This is a genomic window from Streptomyces sp. P9-2 (assembly GCF_051903975.1).
In the GTDB taxonomy this organism is placed as follows: Bacteria; Actinomycetota; Actinomycetes; order Streptomycetales; family Streptomycetaceae; genus Streptomyces; species Streptomyces cellulosae.
The window spans coordinates 445,585-467,051 of record NZ_CP192633.1 but is presented as its reverse complement, the minus strand read 5'-3'; the positions used below and the strand labels follow the sequence as shown (position 1 = coordinate 467,051).

Annotated in this window: 20 protein-coding genes; 15 read left to right on the top strand and 5 right to left on the bottom strand. The window is 72.1% G+C overall.

Features of this window, described 5'->3' with window-relative positions:
• Nucleotides 1-119 precede the first annotated feature (119 nt).
• Entirely contained in the window at nucleotides 120-1,055 is a 936-nt protein-coding gene (locus ACQY0Z_RS02140) for a S1 family peptidase (protein WP_381730527.1), read from the top strand.
• A gap of 21 nt (nucleotides 1,056-1,076) precedes the next feature.
• On the opposite strand, the gene ACQY0Z_RS02135 is transcribed toward ACQY0Z_RS02140, so the two are convergent.
• The gene (locus tag ACQY0Z_RS02135) at nucleotides 1,077-2,687 is read right to left on the bottom strand and encodes an N-acyl-D-amino-acid deacylase family protein (protein ID WP_439811762.1); all 1,611 of its coding nucleotides are present in this window, start codon (nucleotides 2,685-2,687) and stop codon (nucleotides 1,077-1,079) included.
• Between the two features lie 11 nt (nucleotides 2,688-2,698).
• Nucleotides 2,699-3,964 (bottom strand): amino acid deaminase, encoded by a 1,266-nt coding sequence (locus ACQY0Z_RS02130; protein WP_437067532.1) that lies wholly within the window; start codon nucleotides 3,962-3,964, stop codon nucleotides 2,699-2,701.
• 133 nt (nucleotides 3,965-4,097) lie between these two features.
• Between ACQY0Z_RS02130 and ACQY0Z_RS02125 the strand changes: the two genes are divergently transcribed.
• The 6 genes from ACQY0Z_RS02125 to ACQY0Z_RS02100 all read left to right on the top strand — a co-directional run bounded on the left by ACQY0Z_RS02125 (nucleotide 4,098) and on the right by ACQY0Z_RS02100 (nucleotide 10,167).
• Nucleotides 4,098-5,171 (top strand): sugar kinase, encoded by a 1,074-nt coding sequence (locus tag ACQY0Z_RS02125; RefSeq protein ID WP_439811761.1) that lies wholly within the window; start codon nucleotides 4,098-4,100, stop codon nucleotides 5,169-5,171.
• Entirely contained in the window at nucleotides 5,168-5,926 is a 759-nt protein-coding gene (locus ACQY0Z_RS02120; protein ID WP_019522387.1) for an IclR family transcriptional regulator, read from the top strand. Before ACQY0Z_RS02125 ends, ACQY0Z_RS02120 begins: the two co-directional genes overlap by 4 nt.
• A 13-nt stretch (nucleotides 5,927-5,939) precedes the next feature.
• Nucleotides 5,940-6,350, top strand: coding sequence for a RidA family protein (locus ACQY0Z_RS02115; protein ID WP_019522386.1), 411 nt, complete (start codon nucleotides 5,940-5,942; stop codon nucleotides 6,348-6,350).
• A 149-nt stretch (nucleotides 6,351-6,499) separates the two neighbouring features.
• A complete protein-coding gene (locus ACQY0Z_RS02110; RefSeq protein ID WP_439811760.1) occupies nucleotides 6,500-7,987 on the top strand; it encodes a GntP family permease in 1,488 nt (495 codons plus the stop codon).
• A gap of 101 nt (nucleotides 7,988-8,088) precedes the next feature.
• Entirely contained in the window at nucleotides 8,089-8,700 is a 612-nt protein-coding gene (locus ACQY0Z_RS02105; protein WP_189905249.1) for a hypothetical protein, read from the top strand.
• A gap of 144 nt (nucleotides 8,701-8,844) precedes the next feature.
• Nucleotides 8,845-10,167, top strand: coding sequence for an Nramp family divalent metal transporter (locus tag ACQY0Z_RS02100; RefSeq protein WP_254587853.1), 1,323 nt, complete (start codon nucleotides 8,845-8,847; stop codon nucleotides 10,165-10,167).
• A gap of 18 nt (nucleotides 10,168-10,185) precedes the next feature.
• On the opposite strand, the gene ACQY0Z_RS02095 is transcribed toward ACQY0Z_RS02100, so the two are convergent.
• The 3 genes from ACQY0Z_RS02095 to ACQY0Z_RS02085 form a co-directional block, all read right to left on the bottom strand.
• Nucleotides 10,186-11,451 carry a hypothetical protein gene (locus ACQY0Z_RS02095; RefSeq protein WP_439811759.1) on the bottom strand — a complete coding sequence of 422 codons (1,266 nt, stop codon included), beginning with the start codon at nucleotides 11,449-11,451 and terminating at the stop codon, nucleotides 10,186-10,188.
• A 63-nt stretch (nucleotides 11,452-11,514) separates the two neighbouring features.
• Nucleotides 11,515-12,024, bottom strand: a complete 510-nt coding sequence (locus ACQY0Z_RS02090; RefSeq protein ID WP_189905256.1) for a SigE family RNA polymerase sigma factor — start codon at nucleotides 12,022-12,024, stop codon at nucleotides 11,515-11,517.
• A gap of 150 nt (nucleotides 12,025-12,174) precedes the next feature.
• A complete protein-coding gene (locus tag ACQY0Z_RS02085; RefSeq protein WP_439811758.1) occupies nucleotides 12,175-13,884 on the bottom strand; it encodes a chitinase in 1,710 nt (569 codons plus the stop codon).
• A 452-nt stretch (nucleotides 13,885-14,336) separates the two neighbouring features.
• On the opposite strand from ACQY0Z_RS02085, the gene ACQY0Z_RS02080 reads away from it, so the two are divergent.
• The 8 genes from ACQY0Z_RS02080 (at nucleotide 14,337) to ACQY0Z_RS02045 (ending at nucleotide 21,458) form a co-directional block, all read left to right on the top strand.
• Complete coding sequence (locus ACQY0Z_RS02080; protein WP_381725053.1) at nucleotides 14,337-15,155, top strand: hypothetical protein; 819 nt, start codon at nucleotides 14,337-14,339, stop codon at nucleotides 15,153-15,155.
• A 69-nt stretch (nucleotides 15,156-15,224) separates the two neighbouring features.
• Nucleotides 15,225-15,929, top strand: a complete 705-nt coding sequence (cpaB, locus tag ACQY0Z_RS02075; RefSeq protein WP_439811757.1) for a Flp pilus assembly protein CpaB — start codon at nucleotides 15,225-15,227, stop codon at nucleotides 15,927-15,929.
• 9 nt (nucleotides 15,930-15,938) lie between these two features.
• Nucleotides 15,939-17,192: an AAA family ATPase gene (locus ACQY0Z_RS02070; RefSeq protein ID WP_254587849.1), complete on the top strand. Its 1,254-nt coding sequence runs from the start codon at nucleotides 15,939-15,941 to the stop codon at nucleotides 17,190-17,192.
• Nucleotides 17,189-17,593: a TadE/TadG family type IV pilus assembly protein gene (locus ACQY0Z_RS02065; protein ID WP_189905263.1), complete on the top strand. Its 405-nt coding sequence runs from the start codon at nucleotides 17,189-17,191 to the stop codon at nucleotides 17,591-17,593. Before ACQY0Z_RS02070 ends, ACQY0Z_RS02065 begins: the two co-directional genes overlap by 4 nt.
• 1 nt (nucleotide 17,594) lies before the next feature.
• Nucleotides 17,595-17,975 carry a TadE/TadG family type IV pilus assembly protein gene (locus tag ACQY0Z_RS02060; RefSeq protein ID WP_347225802.1) on the top strand — a complete coding sequence of 127 codons (381 nt, stop codon included), beginning with the start codon at nucleotides 17,595-17,597 and terminating at the stop codon, nucleotides 17,973-17,975.
• Nucleotides 17,976-18,255: 280 nt separating this feature from the next.
• Nucleotides 18,256-19,593 carry a CpaF family protein gene (locus tag ACQY0Z_RS02055; protein ID WP_254587847.1) on the top strand — a complete coding sequence of 446 codons (1,338 nt, stop codon included), beginning with the start codon at nucleotides 18,256-18,258 and terminating at the stop codon, nucleotides 19,591-19,593.
• Nucleotides 19,594-19,604: 11 nt separating this feature from the next.
• Nucleotides 19,605-20,549: a type II secretion system F family protein gene (locus ACQY0Z_RS02050; protein ID WP_189905269.1), complete on the top strand. Its 945-nt coding sequence runs from the start codon at nucleotides 19,605-19,607 to the stop codon at nucleotides 20,547-20,549.
• A 21-nt stretch (nucleotides 20,550-20,570) separates the two neighbouring features.
• Entirely contained in the window at nucleotides 20,571-21,458 is an 888-nt protein-coding gene (locus ACQY0Z_RS02045; protein ID WP_189905271.1) for a DUF5936 domain-containing protein, read from the top strand.
• The last annotated feature ends 9 nt before the right edge of the window (nucleotides 21,459-21,467 follow it).

The window sequence follows — 21,467 nt, the reverse complement described above, 5'->3', positions numbered from 1 at the left end:
CGTCACCGGGAAAAACGGGTCCTTGCCCGCCCGGCGCGCCCATGATGACAATGCGCATGACAATTTTTGTGGGTGGTCGGAGTGATCCGGCCGCCCGACGCCGCATTGAGGGGACCCCCATGAGAAAACCTCTCGTCGTCGCGCTCTGCGCCCTGGCACTCGCCGGCGCGGGCGCGACCCCCGCGGTCGCCGCCGCGCCATCCCCCACGGGCGCGGACACGACCACGGGCACGGCCCCGGCCACGTCGCTGACGGGCATCGTCAACGACACGGTCGGGGCCGTCGCGGACACCCTGTCGGGGCTCACCGCGAAGAACTCGGGCGCGGTGAACTTCGCGGGCACCGTCTCGCTGAGCAACTGTTCCGGCTCCGTCGTCCGCATGCCGGACTCGGCCGCCTCCGACCCGGCGCTGGTCCTCACCAACGGCCACTGCCTGGAGAGCGGCTTCCCCGCGCCCGGCCAGGTCATCACCGACCAGGCGTCGAGCCGCACCTTCGGGCTGCTGAACGCCTCGGGCACCAAGGTCGCCACCCTGCGCGCCGACCGGCTGGTCTACGCGACCATGACCGACACGGACGCGGCGATCTACCGCCTGAACACGACGTACGCGCAGATCAAGAGCTCGTACGGGATCGACCCGCTCACCCTCAGCAGCTCCCGCCCCGCCGCCGGCACCGCCATCAGCGTGGTCTCCGGCTACTGGAAGCGGATCTACAGCTGCTCCGTCGACGGCTTCGTCCACCGGCTGAAGGAGGGCGACTGGACCTGGAAGGACTCGGTCCGCTACACCTCCGCCTGCAACACCATCGGCGGCACCTCCGGCTCCCCGGTGGTCGACGACGCCACCGGAAAGGTGGTCGCCGTCAACAACACCGGCAACGAGGACGGCGCCCGCTGCACGGTCAACAACCCGTGCGAGGTCGACGAGAACGGCGCTGTCACGGTCCGCCAGGGCATCAACTACGCCCAGCAGACCTACCCGTTCACCTCCTGCTTCACCACCGGCAACCGCCTCGACCTGAGCGCGAGCGGCTGCACCGTGCCCAAGCCCTGACGGGCCCGGCGGGGCGGGCGGTCAGCGCGGAGTCCTGCGCACCGCCCGCCCCGCCAGCACGTCCGTGCGCCGCCCGTCCTCGATCACGAACCGCCCGTCGACCAGCACGTACGGAATGCCCGTGGGCAGCGTGCGCGGCTCGGCGAAGGTCGACCCGGCGTCCACCGTCCGCGGGTCGAACAGCACCAGGTCCGCCTTGTACCCCTCGCGGACCAGCCCCCGGTCCGGCAGCCGCAGCCGCGCCGCCGGGCGCGAGGTCAGATGGGCCACGCACTCCTCAAGCGACAGCACCCCCAGCTCCCGCACGTAGTGGCCGAGGTAGCGGGGGAACGTCCCGTACGCCCGCGGGTGCGGCTTCGCGCCCTGCAGGATGCCGTCCGAGCCGCCCGTGTGCACCCGGTGGCGCATGATCGCCCGTACGTTCTCCTCGTGGCCCACGTGCTGGAGGATCGTCGGCGCGAGCCGGTCCTTCAGCAGCAGCTCCCGCGCCACCGTCCACGGGCTCTCGCCGCGCGCCCGCGCCGACTCCAGCACCGTACGGCCCACGTACTCGTCCAGCGCAGGGTCGCCCACCCCGGAGATCTCGATCGTCTCCCACTCCACCGGCACGCCGTGGCAGCCGTCCGAGCCGGTGACCTCCAGGTCGTGCCGGATCCGCTCCGCCGTCGCCTCGTCCGAGAGCCGCCGCAGGATCTCCTCGGGGCCGCCTTCGCTCGCCCAGCTCGGCAGCAGCGCCACCAGGGTCGTGCAGCCCGGGGTGTACGGATAGGTGTCCAGGGTGATGTCGGCGCCCGCGTCCAGCGCCTCGTCCAGCAGCGCCAGCAGCTCGGGGGCCCGGCCCTTGTTCACGCCGAAGTTCATGGTGGCGTGCGCCAGATGCAGCGGGCAGCCCGCCTCCCGCGTGAGGGCCACCATCTCCGCGTACGCCTCCAGCGCGCCGGCGCCGTAGGAGCGGTGGTGCGGGCAGTAGTAGCCGCCGTACGACGCCACCACCCGGCACAGCTCGGTCAGTTCGGCGTCCGGGGCGTACATCCCGGGCGTGTACGTCAGCCCCGACGACATCCCGACCGCGCCCTGCTCCATGCCCTCCGCGACCAACTGCCGCATCCGGTCCAGCTCTTCGGGCGTGGCCCCGCGGTCCTCCCAGCCGACGGCGAGCGCGCGCACGGTGCCCTGCGGGATCAGGTACGCCGCGTTCACCGCTATGCCCCGGTCCAGCCGGTCCAGGTACTCGCCGACCGACCGCCAGTCGAAGTCCACGTCGTCACCCGGGCCGTTCCACCCGGCGATTGCCCGCCGCACCTCGCCCAGCGTCCGGTCGTCCACCGGCGCGTACGACAATCCGTCCTGGCCGAGGACTTCGAGGGTGACGCCCTGCGCGGCCTTCGCGCTGTGGTCGGGGTCGCGCAGCAGGGCGAGGTCGCTGTGCGCGTGCATGTCGATGAAGCCGGGGGCCAGCACCAGCCCCTCCGCGTCCAGTTCGCGCCGCGCCTTCGGACGCTGGCAGCCCGCGTCCGCCGCCTCCTTGACGATGGAGACGATGCGTCCGCCGTCCACCACCACGTCCGCGCGGTACGAGTGGTCGCCGGAGCCGTCGACGACGTCCGCGTCCCGGATGACGAGCTCTTCCACGGTCCTGCCTCCTAGAAGAAGGTACGGATGTAGTCGACGACCGTGCCGTCCGCCTCGGCCACGGGGATCAGCGCCCACTTGTCGAAGGACGTGCAGGGGTGCGACAGACCGAGCCCCACCCAGTCTCCCACCTCCACGTCCGCCTCCGAAGAGGTGCGCAGCCACGCGTGCTGGTCGGACAGACCGGTCACCTCGATGCCGGTGGCCGGCCGCTCCGTCCCGTCCCGGCGCACCACCCGCGCCACCGGCAGATCCAGGTCGTACGCCGCGTCCCGCTTGCCCGCGTTGGTGAACGCCTGCTCCGCCGACGGCCGCGACACCACCTGCGTCCACAGCCGGAACGCCGGCTCCAGACCGCCCTCCTGAGGCACTCGGTTGAAGGGGGTCAGCCGCTCGTAGTGCCCGTCGTCGTGCGACACGTACGCGCCCGAGCGCAGCAGCTTCAGCACGGGCGCCGACAGCTCGGGCACCTCGGCGAAGACGTCCGCGACCGCGTCGAACCAGGCGCTGCCGCCCGCGCTCACCACGATCTCGTCCAGCCCCGCGAACCGCCCCGCCTTGTCGAAGTCCACGGCCAGCGCCACCAGCCGCCGCAGCCACGCGCGCACCCGCTCGGGGTCGGCCTGAGGCACCTCGCCCTCGTACCCGGCGACCCCGGCCAGCCGCAGCGTCCGCGCGGCCGACACCGCATCGGCGACGGCCGCGCACTCCGCCTCCGTCCGCACCCCGGTGCGCGCGCCCTCACCGGCGGCCAGCTCGACCACCACGTCCACCGGCCGGGACGCCCCGGCCAGCGCCGCGTCCATCAGCTCCACCCCGCGCACGGAGTCGACGTAGCAGACGAACCGGAACGCCGGGTCGGCGTCCTGCTCGGCGGCGATCCAGCGCAGCGCCGCCGCGTCCACCAGCTCGTTCGCCAGGAAGACCCGCTCGACCCCGAACTCCCGCGCCACGCGCACCTGGTGGGGAACGGCCAGGGTGATGCCCCACGCGCCCCGCTCGATCTGGCGGTGGAAGAGCTGCGGCGCCATGGAGGTCTTGCCGTGCGGCGCGAACGCGAGACCGTGCCGCTCGGCGAACGTCTCCAGCGCCGCCAGGTTGTGCTCCAGACGCTCGGCGGACAGCGCGAGCACGGGGGTGGTGAAGCCGCCGGTGAAAAGGTTCCGCCGCTGCGCGGCCAGCTCGCCGACCGTGAGGTCCGCGGCGTCCGGCGGGAGGCCCTTGAAGCGGTGACCGACCCGTTCCTCGGCGAGGCGGGCGAGAGCATCGAGGACCATGGAGCCTCCCTGATCAGGTGCGTTGCGTGTATTGCAACACTCATTGCGTATATCGCTCACCGCTGTCTAACATCTCCGCCACACGCGGTCAACGGACACCGCGTCCCCCGCCCCGACGAGGAGCCCCGCCATCGTGACCGTCACCGGAACCGGCAACGCCCCCGACGTCGTCGACGTCGTCGCGCTCGGCGAGTCCATGGTGACGTTCCTGCCGTCCCGCCCCGGCCGCCTCGCCGACGTCCCCGCCTTCCACCGGTCGATCGGCGGCGCGGAGTCCAACGTGGCCTGCACACTCGCGGCGGCCGGCCACACCACACGCTGGGTCAGCCGCGTCGGCGCGGACGGCTTCGGCGACCACCTCGTCGAGGCGATCGGCGCGTACGGCGTCGACGTGTCGCACGTCCGCCGTGACCCCGCCCGTCCCACGGGCGTCTACTTCCGCACGGCGGGCGACCGCGCGGGCGACACGCACGAGGTCGCCTACTACCGGGCGGGCTCGGCGGCGTCGGCGATGTCGCCGGCCGGCGTGGACCTGGAGGCGGTACGGGCGGGACGGGTGCTGCATCTGTCGGGCATCACGGCGGCGTTGTCGCAGGACTGCCTGGCCCTGATGCGCGAGCTGACCGGCCCCCGGCCGGGGCGCCCGTTGATCTCCTTCGACGTGAACCACCGGCCGGGCCTGTGGGGCGAGGGCCAGGATGCGGATGTGCTGCTGGAGCTGGCCCGCAGGGCGGACATCGTCTTCGTGGGAGACGACGAGGCGCGCCAGGCATGGGGGCTGCACGGCGCCCGTGCGGTGCGGAAGGCCCTCCCCGAGCCTGAGATCGTGGTCGTCAAGCAGGGCAAGGGCGGGGCGGTCGCCTTCGACAAGGAGACCGACGGCCTGTGCGAGGACGCCGACGGCACCGCGACGTTCGTACGCGCCGTGCACGTCGACGTCGTCGCGGCAGTCGGCGCCGGCGACGCCTTCGCCGCCGGTTTCCTCTCGGCCACCCTCCGGGGTCTGCCCGTACGGGACCGCCTACGCCACGGCCACCTCGCCGCCGCCGCCACCCTCACCACCCCCGGTGACCTCGCCCCACCCCCGCCCCGCCCCCTCGCCGACCGCCTCGCCGCCCTCGACGACCCCACGTGGGGGACACTGCGACTCGGCCCCGGCTGGACAGCAGCCGACACAGAGGCCGCAGAGGAGGCACGCACCCCATGAGCCAGACCGTAGACCGCGCCCTGAGCATCCTTCCGCTGCTCGCCGAGGGCCCCGCCGACCTCGGCCAGGTCGCCGACCGCCTCGGCGTGCACAAGTCCACGGCCCTGCGCCTGCTCCGCACCCTGCACGAGCACGGCCTGGTCTACCGCCAGTCCGACCAGCGCTACCGCCTCGGCGCCCGCCTCTTCGCCCTCGCCCAGGAGGCGATGGAGAACCTCGACGTGCGCGAGATCGCCCACGCCCACCTCGTACGCCTCAACGAGCAGTGCGGACACACCGTCCACCTCGCCGTGTACGAGGAGAACGAGGTCCTCTACATCGACAAGGTGGAGAGCCGCTACCCGGTGCGGATGTACTCCCGTATCGGCAAGCCCGTCGCCATCACCGTGGCCGCCGTGGCCAAGCTGCTCCTGGCCGACCTGCCCGAGCACGAGCGCCGAGCCCTCGCGGAGAAGCTCGACTACCCCATGTACACGCCCCGTTCGACGCCCCACGCGGCCGCGTTCCTCCAGGAACTGGCCAAGGTGCGCGAACAGGGCTGGGCCACCGACCTCGGCGGCCACGAGGAGTCCATCAACTGCGTCGCCGCGCCGATCCGCGGCGCCGACGGCCGGGTGGTCGCCGCGATGTCGGTGTCCGCGCCGAACGTCGTCGTCACCGCCGACGAACTCCTCACCCTGCTCCCGCTGGTGCGCCGTACCGCGGACGCCATCAGCGGCGAGTACTCCGGCCGTACCCCGGCAGAACCGAAGTAAGGACATCCCCCGCATGACCGAGAAAGTCGCGCTGACCCCGAAGACCCACACCACCCCGCCCGCGAAGTTCTCGCACGGCGTCCGCAAGGGCAACATCCTCCAGGTCGCCGGCCAGGTCGGCTTCCTGCCCGCCGAGGAGGGCAAGCCGCCCACGCCCGCCGGTCCCACCCTGCGCGAGCAGACCCTCCAGACCCTCGCCAACGTCAAGGCGATCCTCGAGGAGGGCGGCGCCAGCTGGGACGACGTGATGATGATCCGCGTCTACCTCACCGACGTGGACCACTTCGCCGAGATGAACGAGATCTACAACACCTACTTCGAGGAGCAGGGCCTCACCCAGCCCCCGGCCGCCCGCACGACCGTCTACGTCGGTCTCCCCGCCGGCCTCCTCATCGAGATCGACGCGCTCGCCGTCCTCGGCTGAGTCCCCCCACCCCCCACCCCCCCCGCACGTCGTCACGGCACGGCGCCCCGCACCCCGGGACGCCGTGCCGCGATCCCCCCTGCCCGGCTGTGCCGTCTGGGGGGACCCCCAGACCCCCGAGACCATGCCCTTACCCAGAGGACCCCCCGATGTCCCATCCGCTCCTCCCGCTCGCCGCCTCCGCGCCCGCCGAGACACCACCGCACACCGGAGGACTGCTCCTCCTGATCGACGGCACCGCCGGCCTGCTCACCGTGGCCGCCATCGGCATCGCCCTGCTGCTCTTCCTGATCATCAAGGTTCGCCTCCAGCCGTTCGTCGCGCTGCTCGGCGTCTCCATAGCCGTCGGCCTGCTCGCCGGCCTGTCGGTCACCGAACTCTTCGGCACCGTGCAGAAGTCGGACGCGGTGTCCACCATCGAGTCCGGGATGGGCGGCATCCTCGGCCATGTCGCGATCATCATCGGCCTGGGCACCATGCTCGGCGCGATCCTCGAAGTCAGCGGCGGCGCCGAGGTATTGGCGGGCCGGCTGCTCGGACTGTTCGGCGAGAAGCGGGCGCCCCTCGCGATGGGCCTGACCGGCCTCATCTTCGGCATCCCCGTCTTCTTCGACGTCGGCATCTTCGTCCTCGCGCCCATCGTCTACGCCGCCGCCAAACGCTCCGGCAAGTCGATCCTGCTCTACTGCCTCCCCCTCCTCGCCGGTCTCTCCGTCACCCACGCCTTCCTGCCCCCGCACCCGGGCCCGGTGGCCGCCGCCGGACTGCTCCACGTCGACCTCGGCTGGGTCATCCTCATGGGCGTCGTCTGCGGCCTGCCCGCCGTCGCCGCCGCGTGGGTCTACTCCGCCTGGATCGGCAAGCGCATCTTCGTCGCCGTGCCACAGGACATGGTGGAGGCCGCGCAGGAGGCCAAGGACGCCGTCGCCGCCGAACAGCGCGTGTCGGGCGTGCGGCCGCCCGAGACGCCGGTGCCGCTCGGCACGGTCCTCGGCATCATCGGCACGCCGCTCGTCCTGATCCTCGCGGCGACCTTCTCCTCCATCGCGCTGGACCCGTCCACCCTGCGCTCGGTGATCGAGTTCTTCGGCCACCCGTTCGTGGCGCTCACCCTCGCCCTGTTCCTCGCGTACTACCTGCTGGGCATCCGGCGCGGCTGGTCCCGCAAGTCCCTGGAGACCGTGTCCACTTCCTCGCTGAAGCCGGTCGGCAACATCCTGCTGGTGGTCGGCGCGGGCGGCGTCTTCGGCGCCGTTCTTAAGGGCAGCGGGGTCGCGCAGGCCCTGTCCGACACCTTCAACGACGTCGGTCTGCCGGTCATCGTGCTGTCGTACCTGATCTCCGTGGTGCTGCGGGTCGCGCAGGGCTCGGCGACGGTGGCGATCGTGACGACCGCCGGCATCGTGGCGCCGCTGCTGTCCGAGGGCGACCACTCGCAGGCGTTCGTGGCGCTCGTCATCATGGCCATCTCGGCCGGCTCCATCTTCGCCTCGCACGTCAACGACGGCGGGTTCTGGATGGTCGCTAAGTACTTCGGCATCAGCGAGCGGGACACGCTGAAGACATGGACGGTGCTGGAGAGCGTGCTCTCGGTGGCCGGGTTCGTGGTCGCGGCGGCGCTGAGCCTGGTCGTGTGACCCCGGTCGGCGCGGTGAGACGTGGTGCCCGTGTAGTCGTCCGATAACGAAGTCGGGGCTGGCTGTGACGCGCACAGGTTCGTCGACCATACTCCTGCGGTGTGGAGCAGCGCATAGGTTCGAGCAGCAGCAAGCCCCTGGAGGGCGCCGGGTTCGACCCGGCCTTCATCCCCGGGCTCACCGCGCCCGCGACCGGCCGCGAGGAGGACACGAAGGACACGCAGGACGCGCCCGGCACGGACGAGGACGGGACCGTCGACGACACGGCGACGGAAGCCGCCTCGGAGGCCGAGGAGTCGGAGCACTCCGGTGACTCCCCGGCCGCCGGGGACGACGAGCCGGAACCCGCCCCCGACGGACCCGTCTTCGAGGCGTCCGACCGCCGTGCCGCCCTCGTCGCCGACCACCGCGGCGTGCGGCTGAGGCTGGACGACCAGGAGTGCGAGTTCCGCTGGGACGAGATCGGCGCGGTGGAGACGGCGACGGCCCGCTTCGGCAAGCGGTACACCGTCACCGTCCACACCCCCGACCGGCGTTGGTACCCGATCGAGATCGAGGCCGACGCACGCCGCCGGTTCGCCGAGTGGGACGCGGCCCTGGACAAGGTCCTCGACGCGTACTTCGACGACGGCGCCGAGGAGCCCGTCCAGGAGGACGAGGCCGAGGACCGGGCGGAGTCCGAGGACAAGGCCGAGGCCGCCGACCGCGCCTGACCGGGGGCCGGCTCCCCGGCGATCACCGGTTCTGCGTGCGGCCGGCCGTCCCCGCCAGGGGAATCGGCCACCCTGCCACGCAGAACCGGTGAAGATCCCGCACGCCCTCTTGCCGGACCGGCACCCGTCCGCTTTCTTGACCCCATGGCGGACACCACGGGAAACACCCAGGACATCGGCGCGATGGACGGCCCCGGCCCGCAGCCGCGCCGGTCCAGTTGGCGCTACATCGGCCCCGGCATCGTCGTCGCCGCGACCGGCGTGGGCGCCGGGGACCTCGTTGCCACCCTCATCGCCGGCAGCAACTTCGGCTACACCCTCCTGTGGGCGGCCGTCGTCGGCTGCCTGGTGAAGATCTCGCTCGCGGAGGCGTGCGGCCGGTGGCACCTGTCCACCGGCCGCACCCTGTTCGACGGCTGGGCCAGCCTCGGCCCGTGGACCACCTGGTTCTTCGCCGTCTACGCCGTCATCTGGGGCTTCGTCTACGGCGCCGCCGCGATGTCGTCCAGCGCCCTGCCGCTCCAGGCGCTGTTCCCGAGTGTGATGGACCTCGAGTACTGGGGCATCGCCTGCGGCCTGGTGGGCCTGGTCTTCGTCTGGTTCAACAAGTACGCGGTGTTCGAGAAGGTCATGACCGTCCTGGTGGGCGTCATGTTCGTGGTCACCGTGTACCTGGCGTTCCGCGTCACCCCGAACCTGGGCGACGCCTTCGCCGGCCTCCTCCCCGTGCTGCCCGACGAGGAGGACTCCATCCTCAACACCCTCGGCCTGATCGGCGGCGTCGGCGGCACCATCACGCTGGCCGCCTACGGCTACTGGGTCAACGCCAAGGGCTGGACCAGCAGCGGCTGGATGAAGGTCATGCGGCTGGACAACCGGGTCGCCTACATCACCACCGGCATCTTCGTCGTCGCGATGCTCTTCGTCGGCGCGGAGCTGCTGCACTCGGCGAACATCGCCATCTCCGGCGGCGACCAGGGCCTCATCCAGCTCGGTGACATCCTGGAGGACCGGTACGGGAAGACCACCGGCGTCCTGTTCCTGGTCGGCTTCTTCGCCGCCTCCTTCACCTCCCTGATCGGCGTCTGGCACGGCGTGAGCCTGATGTTCGCCGACTTCCTCGCCCGGCAGCGCGGCGAGCGGCAGGCGCGCGCCGACGAGCTGGCCTCCGGCCGCCGGGAACGCTCCTGGACCTTCCGCGCGTACCTGCTGTGGCTGACGTTCCCGCCGATGATCCTGCTGTTCCAGGACGAGCCGTTCCGCCTGATCATCATCTACGGCGTCCTCGGCGCGGCGTTCATGCCGTTCCTGGCGCTGACCCTGCTGTGGCTCCTGAACTCCTCCCGCACGCCGCGCGAGTGGCGCAACGGCTACCTCAGCAACGGCATGCTGACGGTCGCGGGCCTGCTGTTCCTGGTCCTGGCGGTCAAGCAGATCTGGGACCAGCCGTGGTCGGAGTTCTTCTGATCCGCGGTTGGATCCGTCTCACGCCCCCGCGTCCCACTCCGTGCTCAGCGCGATCTCCCGCAGCTGCGCCAGGGTGAGCGCGGGGGTGTCGCGTGTGGCGTCCGCGTTCTGGTCGGGCGTGTTGAAGGCGCTGATCACGACGCGCAGGCCGTCGGGGCGCAGGGTGTCCGCGGTCCACATGACGACGTTCTTGCCGCCCTTCTCCCCGGGCGACTCCCGGGTGACGACCAGCCTGCCGTCGGGCAGCTTCTCGGCGTCCTTGAACAGTTCGCCGGCCACGTCCGACATACCCGGCTGCACATTGATCTGGACGAGGCTCCCGCCCTTGCCGTCGTCGACGACGAGGTAGGCGTACTCGCCGCCCGGGCCGCTCCGGCCGGTCACCTTCAGGTTCTCGGGCAGCAGACCCATCAGCGTCTTGGCGATCGCCCCGGACGGCCTGCCCTCCGGAGACGCCTCGCCGGTCGCGGACGGCTTCGGGCTCTGCGGCATGGCGGCGGCGACCCGCTTCCACACGTCGGCGGTGACGACCTCCTTCAGCTGCTCGACGGAGAGCGGGGGCCGCGGACGGGACACCGGCGCGTCCTTCTGCGCGGGCGCGTTCCACTCGCTCAGGGACACGTGCACCCCGTCGGGCGTGACCAGTTCGGCGTTCCACCACTTGGTGTCCACCCGCCGGTCCGGGTACTCGTAGCCGCGGAGCAGCATCAGCCGGGAGCCGTCCGGCTGCGTGGCGCTGGTGCAGTCGTCGTAGCCGACGGTCTTCTTGTCCGGGCACGTCGTCCACTGGGCGGCCTGCTCGCCCCCGGGATCCATCCGGTCGACGCTCAGCCCGAGTGCCGCCGCGCCCTGGCCGTCGTCGAACACCAGCCGCGCGTACGGGGGCATCGTCGACTCCGTGCCCTGGGCCGCCTCCTCGCTGTACGCGCCCTGCGGCAGCAGTTCCTTGAGCGAGCGCAGCATGTCGTCGCTCGTGAAGGTCTCGGCGGGTGAGGGGCTCGCCGCCGACGGACCCGCGGTGGAGGCGGGGCCGGCCGCCGCGGAGGTCCGCCGGGGGTCGTGCACGTCGGTCGGCAGGAGCAGCGTCGCGCCCACGCCGACCAGCGCGACCCCGGTCATCCCGCCCAGCACGGCCGTGCGCCGCAGCAGCTGCTTCCGCCGCCCGCGCACCTGACCCTGTCCGACGAGGGCGGCCGGGTCGTCCGTACGGAAGCTGTGGCCGGTGTCGCGCAGGGCTGCGGCGAACCGGCTCTCGAAGGGGTCCTCGTGCTGGTTCTCGGGCATGACGAACCCACCTTTCTGAGGGTGTGAGCGTATGAGGTCGATGAAGGGGCCGGGCGGCCGGTGTCAGGGGCGGGAGAACTCGTGGAGGTCCTCGCCCAGCAGCTCCCGCAGCCGGCCGAGCGCGCGGACGCAGCGGGTGCGCACGGCCGCCGAGCTGACGTTCAGCACGTCGGCGGTCTGCTCCACCGAGCGGTCCTCCCAGTAGCGCAGGACGACGACGGCGCGGTCCTTCGCGGGCAGCCGGGCGAGCGCGGCCATCAGCGTCAGCCGCAGCGGCGCGTCGCCGTCGGCGGTGCCCGGCAGGTCGGGGAACGTGTCGGTCGCCCGCTCCCGGCTGCTGCGCAGCCGCCGGTGGGCGAGGAAGGTCCGGGTGAGCACGGTCTGCGCGTACGCGGCCGGGTTCTCCGCCCGGGAGACGCGTCCCCAGCGGACGTACAGCCGGCCGAAGGTCTCCTGCACGAGGTCCTCGGCGAGGTGTGTGTCCCCGGCGGTGAGCAGGCACGCGGACCGGTACAGGTGTCCCGCCCGCGCGGAGGCGAACTCCGCGTAGTCCGCGCCGCGCCGCTGTCTCATCCGTCGTCCCCCGTCATGCTCCCCGAACCGCTTTCACCTCATTGATGCGGTGGGCCCGGAGAAATGTTTCATGTGGCGGCGGACACAACGCGGACCGCCCCTGTCCGGTGAGCCGGACAGGGGCGGTCGGGTTGCACGAACCTGCCGGGGTTACGGCAGCGCGTGGACGTGCGGCCCCACCGCGTTGGACCAGGCGTTGCCCGCCGTCGCGTCCCAGTTGGTGGACCAGGTCATCGCGCCGCGCAGGGCCGGGTAGGTCTTCGACGGCTTGAAGGAGCCGCAGTTGGTGCCGCGGGTCAGGCAGTCCAGGGCGGCGTTCACCACGGACGGCGCCACGTAGCCGCTGCCCGCGCCCCGGGTGGAGGCCGGCAGGCCGAGGCCCACCTGCGACGGGTCGAGGCCGCCCTCCAGCTGGATGCAGGCCAGCGCGGTGAGGAAGTCCACCGAGCCCTGGCTGTAGACCTTGCCGTCGCAGCCGAGCATGGAACCGCTGTTGTAGTACTGCATGTTGACGACCGTGAGGATGTCCTTCACGTTGAGCGCGGTCTGGAAGTAGGAGTTGGACGTCGACTGCATGTCGATGGTCTGCGGCGCCATCGTCAGGATCATCGACGGGCCCGCCTTCGCGGACAGCGACCGCAGCGCCTGCGTCATGTACGTCGCGTTGAGGCCGTTCTCCAGGTCGATGTCGACGCCGTCGAAGCCGTACTCCTGCATCAGCGCGTACACCGAGTTGGCGAAGTTGGCGGCGGAGGCGGAGTCGTTGACCGCGACGGTGCCCTTCTCGCCGCCCACCGAGATGATGACCTTCTTGCCGGCCGCCTGCTTGGCGCGGACGTCCGCCTTGAACTGGTCGACGGTGTAGCCGTTCAGGCCCGCCGAGTCCAGGTTGAAGGTGACGGCGCCCGGAGTGCCGGTGGCGTCGGCGAAGGCGACCGCGATGATGTCGTACTGGGCGGGGACGTCGGAGATCCTCTGCACGGCCGCGCCGTTGTCGAAGTTCTGCCAGTAGCCGGTCACCGCGTGCCGGGGCAGGTCACCGCCCCCGCCGCCGCCGTTCTCCCGCGTCCGCACGGACACCGCCGCCGACTTGGCGGACTCGCCCGCCGCGTTGGTCGCGGCGACCTGGAAGCTGTAGGACGTGGACGCCGCGAGCCCGGTCACGGTCGCCGAGGTGCCGGTCACGGCGGTCGCCCGGGTGCCGTCGCGGTAGACGGTGTAGCCGGTCGCGCCGGACACCGCGTTCCACGTCAGCGTCACCGAGCTCGCCGTCGTGCCGGAGACGGTCAGCCCGCCCGGGGTGGCCGGGACCGTCGGCTCCGGGTCACCTCCGCCGCCCCCGTCGGGGCCGAGGACGGACAGGTCGTCCACGTAGTAGGGCTGCTGGCCGTACCAGCCGTGGGTGTAGACCGTCACCGACGTGGTGTTCGAGCCGGTGGAGAAGCCGGTCGACAGCTGCTTCCAGGAGGAGGAGTCCGGCGTCCAGGTGGACACGTCCGTGGTGCCGGTGCCGGTCACGCCCAGGTAGGCGTACCCGCCCTGCACCCAAGCGCTCAGCCGGTACGTCGAGTTGGGGCGGACGGCGACCGTCTGGGAACAGCGGGCGTTGTCCTGGCCGGCGGGCGTGGCCTTCAGCGCCGCCGAGCCGCCGTGCACAGGGGAGGAGACGACGGCGCCGCTGTTCGCGGAGCACGTCCAGCCGCTCAGGCCCGACTCGAACCCGGCGTTCTTCGCGTTGTTGACGTCGGCCGCGGTCGCCTGGCCCGCGCCGGCGAGGGGAAGGGCGAGGGCCAGGGCGGAGACGAGTGCGGCCGCCCAGGGGCGTCTGCCGCGTCCGGGCGTACGGGATACGCGGTCCACTTGGGGCCTCCGGTGGGGGAGTTGGGGAGGGAAGCGACGGTGGCCACCGTTGATGCGTCACACCGTGGTCCAGACCAATCCGCTTGTCAATAGGTCCAGACCGGAAACGGCGGCGCCCGCGCGCGAGTAGGGCGACGGACGGGTGGGAAGCGTGGCCCGGAGGGACGAGGCGGGTCCGGCGTCAAGCCGGGTGCACGAAACCCACACGGTCGGTGCCGTATCGAGACCGGCGAGATGATCGACCTGCCCCGATTTGACGCGTTGTGAGTACCAGATGTTGCTGTCCGGCTGTCCAAAGGCTGTTCTCCGGTCACAGACCCGCGGATACAGTGCTGAGGTAGTCACGCAGTGAAGTCACGAGGGTGCACCGGAGTAACGCCCGGTGGGCCGACGGGCATGGGGAGAACGGGGAGCCGCGCGTGCCAACTGCCATTGCCGTGACCGGCGCCGACATGGCGCTGCCGGCGCACGACGAACGCACCCTGCCCGCCGTCGTGCTGCGCGACGTCGACACCCGCCCGCTCGACCACGTGCTGACCGAACTCCAGGCCGTCGTCGAGGCGCACGGCCATGTCGTCGTCGTGTGCTCCCCGGCCACCCCCGCCCCCGTCCTGCGGCGCCTCCACACCCTGCGCTCCCTGCTGGAGAGCGACCGGATAGCCCTGTTCCGCCCCGACCTGCCGCCGCTCGCCGTGGCCGTACTGGCCCGCCAGCTGCGGCAGCTCGCCTCCTGCGACATCGGCCCCGGCGTCCTCGCCTCGGCCGGCCGCCTCCTCACCCACTACCTGCACGCCGGGGCGCTGCTGGGCTCCGTCGCCCGCCTCGACCGGATCCCCGTCGACCTCAAGCAGCACGCCAAGTCCTGGCTCCCCGGCAGCCAGTTCGCCGTCCTCGCCCACCCGCAGCCGCAGCTCGTCCGCCTCGGCCCCGACGCCATGCTCGACGGACCCGAGTTCGGCACCTGGATGCTCGTCGCCCGCGGCCAGCTCCCCTCCGACTGGGTCACCACCACCCTCGCGCCCGCCTGGCGGGTGCAGGGCCTGCGCGAGGCCCAGCTGCCCGCGGAGTCCGGGCGCTGGTGGGGCACCGGCAAGGTCGTCGAGTTCTGCACCTTCCTGCCCGACCTGTCCGTGCTCTACCAACTGGTCACGTCCGTACGGCGCGGCACCTGCCACTGGTGCGGCATCGACGTCATCGGCGACCGCTGCGTGTTCTGCTCGGCCACCCCGCCCGCCCCCGAGGCCAGACCGGCCCTCACCCGACGCACCTGACCCGTCCGCCCACCGCACGAGCCCGCACCGTCCCGCTCGACCGCCACCCCCAACGAGGTTGCACGGTTCATGAACTCCCGTCAGCGCCGCGGCGTCATACTCATCCTCCTGTCGGTCCTGTGCGCCCTCGGCGCGTTCGCCGGCGTGCTCTCCGTCATCAACGACGTGCGCTCCAAGGTCGGCCCCGAGGTCGCCGCCTACCGGCTGAAGACCGACATCGCGCCCTACACCACGCTCGGCGCCGGCCAGTTCGAGCGGATCGAGATGCCCGAGCGCTGGCTGTCGGAGAACGCCGTCACTGACCTCGACGACCTCCGCGGCAAGATCGCCGTCACCACCCTGCGCAAGGGCTCGCTGCTCCAGACCGACATGGTCGTGGACCGGCCCGCCCTCCAGCCGGGGCAGCAGGAGGTCGCCATCATGATCGACGCGGCCACCGGCGTCGCCGGAAAGATCACCCCCGGCTCCACGGTCAACGTGTACGCCACCTTCGAGGGGCAGCGCGAGGGCGACCCCGACCAGTCGAAGATCATCGTCGCCGGCGCCAAGGTCCTCGACGTCGGCCGGCTCACCGCCCTCCAGCCCGACGAGGACGACCGCCGCGGGCCCGCCGACGCCGTCCCCATCACCTTCGCGCTGTCCACCCTCGACGCCCAGCGCATCACCTACGCCGAGTCGTTCGCCCAGCGGGTGCGGCTCGCGCTGGTCGGCCCTGGGGGCGACACGGGCGTCCCCGAGAAGGACCGGACGTACGAACTCGCGCAGGACAAGTGAGAGGCCCGCATGTCCACCAGGATCCTCCCGGCAGTCGGTGACGCGGACGCGGCCCGGTCCCTCACCACCCTGATCGGCCAGCTCCCCGACGTGGAGCCGCTCGCCCCGGTGACCGACTCCACGCAGCTCGTCGACACCCTCTCCCGGCTGGCCGCCGAGTCCCTCGACGAACTGCCCGAGGTGGTCGTCGTCCACGAGCGGATCGGCCCCGTCCCCGCGCTGGAACTGATCCGCGAGGTCGCCCTGCGCTTCCCGTCCGTCGGCGTCGTCCTCGTCACCTCCGACGCGAGCCCCGGCCTCTTCCAGGCCGCCATGGACCACGGCGCCCGCGGCCTGGCCGCCCTCCCGCTGAGCTACGAGGAACTCGCCAGCCGGGTCCAGGCGGTCGCCCAGTGGTCGGCCGGCGTACGGCGCCACCTGGGCGCCGGCGGCGACCCGGTCCCCGGCGCCGGCGGCACCGTCGTCACCGTCAGCGGCTCCAAGGGCGGCGTCGGCGCCACCCTCACCGCCGTGCAGCTCGCGCTCGCCGCCCAGACCTCCGGACGCTCCACCGCCCTGGTCGACATGGACCTCCAGACCGGGGACGTCGCCTCCTACCTGGACGTCCAGTTCCGCCGCTCCGTCGTCGACCTCGCCGCGATCAACGACATCTCCCCGCGCGTCCTCGCCGACGCCGTCTTCCGCCACGACAGCGGACTCGCCCTGCTCCTCGCCCCCGCCGAGGGGGAACGCGGCGAGGAGGTCACCGACCGGGCCGCCCGCCACATCGTCGGCGCCCTGCGCTCCCGCTACGAGGTCGTCGTCATCGACTGCGGCGCCCAGCTCGGCGGCGCCGGCGCGGCGGCCGTGGAGACGGCCGACCGGGCCCTGCTGGTCACCACCCCCGACGTCATCGCCGTACGAGGAGCCAAGCGGACCGTGCGGATGTGGGACCGGCTGCAGATCCGCAAGGCGGAGGAGACCACGGTCGTCGTCAACCGGCACACCCGGTCCACGGAGATCCAGCCGCCGCTCATCGCGCGCATCACCGGCACCGCGGTCGCCGCCACCACGATCCCCGCCCACTTCAAGGAGCTCCAGGGCGTGGTGGACGCCGGGCGCGTGCACGAACTGGAGGCGAAGAGCACCGTGAAACAGGCGATGTGGGCGCTGGCCGGCGAACTCGGGCTGATGCAGGCCGCGCAGACGAGCCACCGGGGCGGACGGCTGCGCGGCGACCGGGGCGCGGTCAGCTTCCGGCGGCGCAGGGACGGTACAGGATGAACGGCGGCAGGCGTTCGAGGGCTTCGGGGCCGTACCGCGACCGGGGGCAGGTCACCGTCGAGTTCCTCGGCATGACCCCGACGATCCTCGTCACGCTGGTCGTGCTGTGGCAGCTCGTGCTGGTCGGCTACACCTTCACCCTCGCCGGGAACGCCGCCGACGAGGCCGCCCGCGCCGGGACCGCCGCCTCCCCCGGCGCACGCCAGGGCGCCTGCCAGGCCGCCGGCACGGACAAACTGTCCGGCGCCTGGGGCACCGGCGCCACGGTGACCTGCGCGACGGGCGGCGGCATGGTCACCGCCGACGTGAGAATCAGGGTGCCGATCCTCTTCCCCGGCACCCTCTCCTTCCCGTTCGACGTGACCGGTCACGCGGGCGCGGTCGAGGAGGAGACGGACTGACATGGCGTACGGACGTGGTGTGCCCTACCGGCCGGGCGGTCGCCGCCGTGACCGCGGGCAGGTGGCGATCGAGTACCTGGGGTTCCTGCCGATCCTGCTGATCGTCGCGATGGCCGGGGTGCAGCTCGGCCTGATCGCCTACACCGCCCAGCAGGCCGGCACCGCCGCCCGCGCGGGCGCCCGCAGCGCCTCCCTGGACCGGGGCGCCCAGGCCGCCTGCACGGCCGCCGTCAGCTCCTGGCTGGCCGACGGCACCTCCTGCGGCACGTCGGGGGGCGGCGACGAGGTCACCGTCACCGCCCGGGTCGACATCCCGTCGATCGTGCCCGGCTGGGACTTCGGCTCGGCGGGGAGGAGCGCCACGATGCCCGTCGACCACTGACACCGCACGGCGAGGAACACCAGGACGACCAGGGCCATGACGACCGGACGAGCACGGCGAGGAACACCGGGACGACGAGGGCCATGACGACCGGACGAGCACGGCGAGGAACACCGGGACGACGAGGGCCATGACGACCGGACGAGCACGGCGAGGAACACCGGGACGACGAGGGCCATGACGACCGGACGAGCACGGCGAGGAACACCGGGACGACGAGGGCCACGACGACCGGACGAGCACGACGAGGAACACCGGCACCACGAGGAGCGAGCCACTCATGAGCCTGCGGGCACGCATCAACTCCCCCGAGGAGAGGACCGGGCGGGGCGAGGACGGCCATCTCGTCGCGTCCTACCGCGCCAAGCTCCTGGAGGAGATCGACCTCGCGGAGATGAGCGCGCTGTCCCCGGCCGAGCGCCGGGCCCGGCTTGAACGCGTCCTCGGCCACATCATCAGCCGCGAAGGTCCCGTCCTGTCGACGGTGGAACGCGCCCAGCTCATCCGCCGCGTCGTCGACGAGGCCCTCGGCCTCGGCATCCTGGAACCGCTGCTCGAGGACGCCTCCGTCACCGAGATCATGGTCAACGGCCCGGACGCCGTCTTCGTCGAGCGGGGCGGCCGGGTGGAGCAGCTGCCGCTGCGGTTCGCGTCCCACGACCAGCTGATGCAGACGATCGAGCGCATCGTCTCCACCGTGAACCGCCGCGTCGACGAGTCCAACCCCATGGTCGACGCCCGCCTCCCCTCCGGGGAGCGCGTCAACGTCATCATCCCCCCGCTGTCCCTGACCGGCGCGGTCCTCACCATCCGCCGCTTCCCGCGCTCCTTCACCCTCCAGGAGCTGATCGGCCTCGGCTCGCTCGACGAGCCCATGCTGTATCTGCTGGCCGGACTGGTGCAGGCCCGCTTCAACATCATCGTCTCCGGCGCCACCGGCACCGGTAAGACCACCCTCCTCAACGCCCTGTCCGGGCTGATCCCCGAGGGCGAACGCATCATCACCATCGAGGACTCCGCCGAGCTCCAGCTCCAGCAGCCGCACGTCATCCGCCTGGAGTCCCGCCCGCCCAACGTCGAGGGCAAGGGCCGCGTCACCATCCGCGACCTGGTCCGCAACTCCCTCCGTATGCGGCCCGACCGCATCGTCGTCGGTGAGGTCCGCGGCGGCGAGTCCCTCGACATGCTCCAGGCGATGTCCACCGGCCACGACGGCTCCCTCGCCACCGTCCACGCCAACAGCGCCGAGGACGCCCTCACCCGGCTGCAGACCCTCGCCTCCATGTCCGACGTGGAGATCCCCTTCGTCGCCCTGCACGACCAGATCAACAGCGCCGTCGACGTGATCGTGCAGCTCACCCGGTTCGCCGACGGCGCCCGCCGCATCACCGAGATCGCCCTGCTGGAGAGCCACGGCGGGGAGCCGTACCGGCTGGCCACGGTCGCCCGCTTCGACGCCCTCCCGATGACCCCCGACGGCCGCGTCCACGGCTCGTACGTGCACCACCCCGTACCCCGGCGGACCGCCGACCGCCTCTACATGGCCGGCCAGACCGTCCCGCAGGCGTTCGGCATCGCCCACTCCACCGACCAGCTCGCCACCCGAGAAGCCAGGTAGGTACCGCCCCCATGGAGCTGCAGAACCTGATCACGCTGACCACCGGCCTCACCCTGCTGACCTGCGTCCTCGCGGTCACCGGCGTGCACGTCCACGCGGCCGGGCGGGCGCAGCGGCAGGCGCTGGTGGACCGGCTGACGGCCACCGGGGAGCTCCCGTCCGCCGGCCGCAGGCGCCGCTTCCCCACCCTGGACCGCCGGCTGCGCCGCACCCGTCTGGGCCGCAAGCTGGAGCTGCGTCTGCTCGCGACCGGCCTGGACGTGACGCCCGGTGAGTTCTTCGTGGCCATGCTGGCCGTCGTCGCCGGACTGTGGATGGCCGGGCAGGCGACCCTCGCACCGTTCTTCGGCCCGATCGCGGGACTGCTCGGCGTGTGGGCGGCCCTCCAGTTCCTCGACTGGCAGCGGCAGAAGCGCATCGAACGGTTCATCAACCAGCTCCCCGAACTGGCCCGCATCCTCGCCAACGCCACCCAGGCGGGCCTCGCCCTGCGCACCGCGATCGGCATCGCCGCGGAGGAGCTGGAGGCCCCGGCCGGCGAGGAACTCGCCAAGGTGGCCAACCAGCTGGCGATGGGCGCCTCCATGGAGGACGCCCTCGGCGAACTCTCCGACCGGCTCCCCTCCCGCGAACTCGTCGTCCTCGTCACCACACTCGTGCTGGCCAACCGGGCGGGCGGCCAGGTGGTGAGCGCCCTGCGCAACCTCACCGAGACGCTGGAGGAACGCAAGGAGACCCGGCGCGAGGTCCGCACCCAGCTCTCCCAGGTCAGCATGACCTCGTACGCCGTGCCGGTCCTCGGCGTCGGCTCGCTGTTCCTGATGAACGGGGTGAAGGACGGCGCCCTGGAGCGCATGACCGGATCGACGGCCGGACAGATGGCGGTCCTCGTCGCCTTCGGCCTCTACGCCGTCGGGTTCCTGCTCATCCGCCGCCTGTCCCGCATCGACGTCTGAACCGGGGAAGGGGACGACGACATGGCACTCCTGCTCGCCGCGCTCATGGCCCTCGCCGTGTGCGGCATCTTCGCCGGCATCCGCATGTACCGGGCGGAGGCGAAACTCCCCGGCGACCTGATGCTCGCCCTGGAGGTCGGCTCCACCCGCACCGGCGCGGTCGACTCCCTCATCGACCGCATGGGCATGCGCTACGCCCCCGCCGTGCTGCGCCTCATGGGACCGGCGCTGGTCGCCAAGTACCGCCGCAAGATCGACCTCGCCGGCAACCCCGGCGGCCTCACCATCCACCGCTACGCCGCCCGCCGCGCCGTCTACGGCGCCCTCGGCGGCTTCGGCTGCCTGGTGTTCCTGCTGCGCGGCCAGCTGTTCGTGGCGCTGCTGCTGCTCGCGTTCGGAGCGTTCTGGACGGAGGTCGGCATCTGGTCGGCGATCCGCGTCCGCAAGGACGTCATCGAGCGGACCCTGCCCGACTTCCTCGACGTCCTCGCCGTCGTGGTCAGCGCGGGCCTCGGCTTCCGCCAGGCCCTGGAACGCGTCTCCTCCCAGTACGAGGGCCCCTGGGCGGACGAACTGCGCATCACCCTGCGCCAGATGGACCTCGGCATGAGCCGCAGGCAGGCCTTCGCCGAACTGCGCCGCCGCAACGACTCCGAACAGGTGGCCATGTTCGTCACCGCCCTCCAGCAGGGCGAGGAGCTGGGCGCGCCCATCGTCGACACACTGGTGGCGCTGGCGAAGGACATGCGCCGCACCGACGCGCAGAACGCCCGCCGCAAGGCGGCCCGCGCGGTGCCCAAGGCGACCTTGATGATCACCACGTTCATGGTCCCGGCCACGATGATCCTCCTCGGCGCCGGCCTGATCCTCGGCTCCGGCACCGACTTCGGCTCGCTCACGGGCGAGTGAGGGGAGGCG

What these genes read in the sequence shown, in the direction of transcription:
- ACQY0Z_RS02090 (WP_189905256.1), bottom strand. Translation starts at nt 12,024, where the DNA reads ATGAGACAGCGGCGCGGCGCGGACTACGCGGAGTTCGCCTCCGCGCGG.
- ACQY0Z_RS02095 (WP_439811759.1), bottom strand. Translation starts at nt 11,451, where the DNA reads ATGCCCGAGAACCAGCACGAGGACCCCTTCGAGAGCCGGTTCGCCGCA.
- ACQY0Z_RS02115 (WP_019522386.1), top strand. Translation starts at nt 5,940, where the DNA reads ATGACCGAGAAAGTCGCGCTGACCCCGAAGACCCACACCACCCCGCCC.
- ACQY0Z_RS02080 (WP_381725053.1), top strand. Translation starts at nt 14,337, where the DNA reads ATGGCGCTGCCGGCGCACGACGAACGCACCCTGCCCGCCGTCGTGCTG.
- ACQY0Z_RS02060 (WP_347225802.1), top strand. Translation starts at nt 17,595, where the DNA reads ATGGCGTACGGACGTGGTGTGCCCTACCGGCCGGGCGGTCGCCGCCGT.
- ACQY0Z_RS02070 (WP_254587849.1), top strand. Translation starts at nt 15,939, where the DNA reads ATGTCCACCAGGATCCTCCCGGCAGTCGGTGACGCGGACGCGGCCCGG.
- ACQY0Z_RS02045 (WP_189905271.1), top strand. Translation starts at nt 20,571, where the DNA reads ATGGCACTCCTGCTCGCCGCGCTCATGGCCCTCGCCGTGTGCGGCATC.
- cpaB (WP_439811757.1), top strand. Translation starts at nt 15,225, where the DNA reads ATGAACTCCCGTCAGCGCCGCGGCGTCATACTCATCCTCCTGTCGGTC.
- ACQY0Z_RS02055 (WP_254587847.1), top strand. Translation starts at nt 18,256, where the DNA reads ATGAGCCTGCGGGCACGCATCAACTCCCCCGAGGAGAGGACCGGGCGG.
- ACQY0Z_RS02100 (WP_254587853.1), top strand. Translation starts at nt 8,845, where the DNA reads ATGGCGGACACCACGGGAAACACCCAGGACATCGGCGCGATGGACGGC.
- ACQY0Z_RS02110 (WP_439811760.1), top strand. Translation starts at nt 6,500, where the DNA reads ATGTCCCATCCGCTCCTCCCGCTCGCCGCCTCCGCGCCCGCCGAGACA.
- ACQY0Z_RS02120 (WP_019522387.1), top strand. Translation starts at nt 5,168, where the DNA reads ATGAGCCAGACCGTAGACCGCGCCCTGAGCATCCTTCCGCTGCTCGCC.
- ACQY0Z_RS02050 (WP_189905269.1), top strand. Translation starts at nt 19,605, where the DNA reads ATGGAGCTGCAGAACCTGATCACGCTGACCACCGGCCTCACCCTGCTG.
- ACQY0Z_RS02130 (WP_437067532.1), bottom strand. Translation starts at nt 3,964, where the DNA reads ATGGTCCTCGATGCTCTCGCCCGCCTCGCCGAGGAACGGGTCGGTCAC.
- ACQY0Z_RS02140 (WP_381730527.1), top strand. Translation starts at nt 120, where the DNA reads ATGAGAAAACCTCTCGTCGTCGCGCTCTGCGCCCTGGCACTCGCCGGC.
- ACQY0Z_RS02065 (WP_189905263.1), top strand. Translation starts at nt 17,189, where the DNA reads ATGAACGGCGGCAGGCGTTCGAGGGCTTCGGGGCCGTACCGCGACCGG.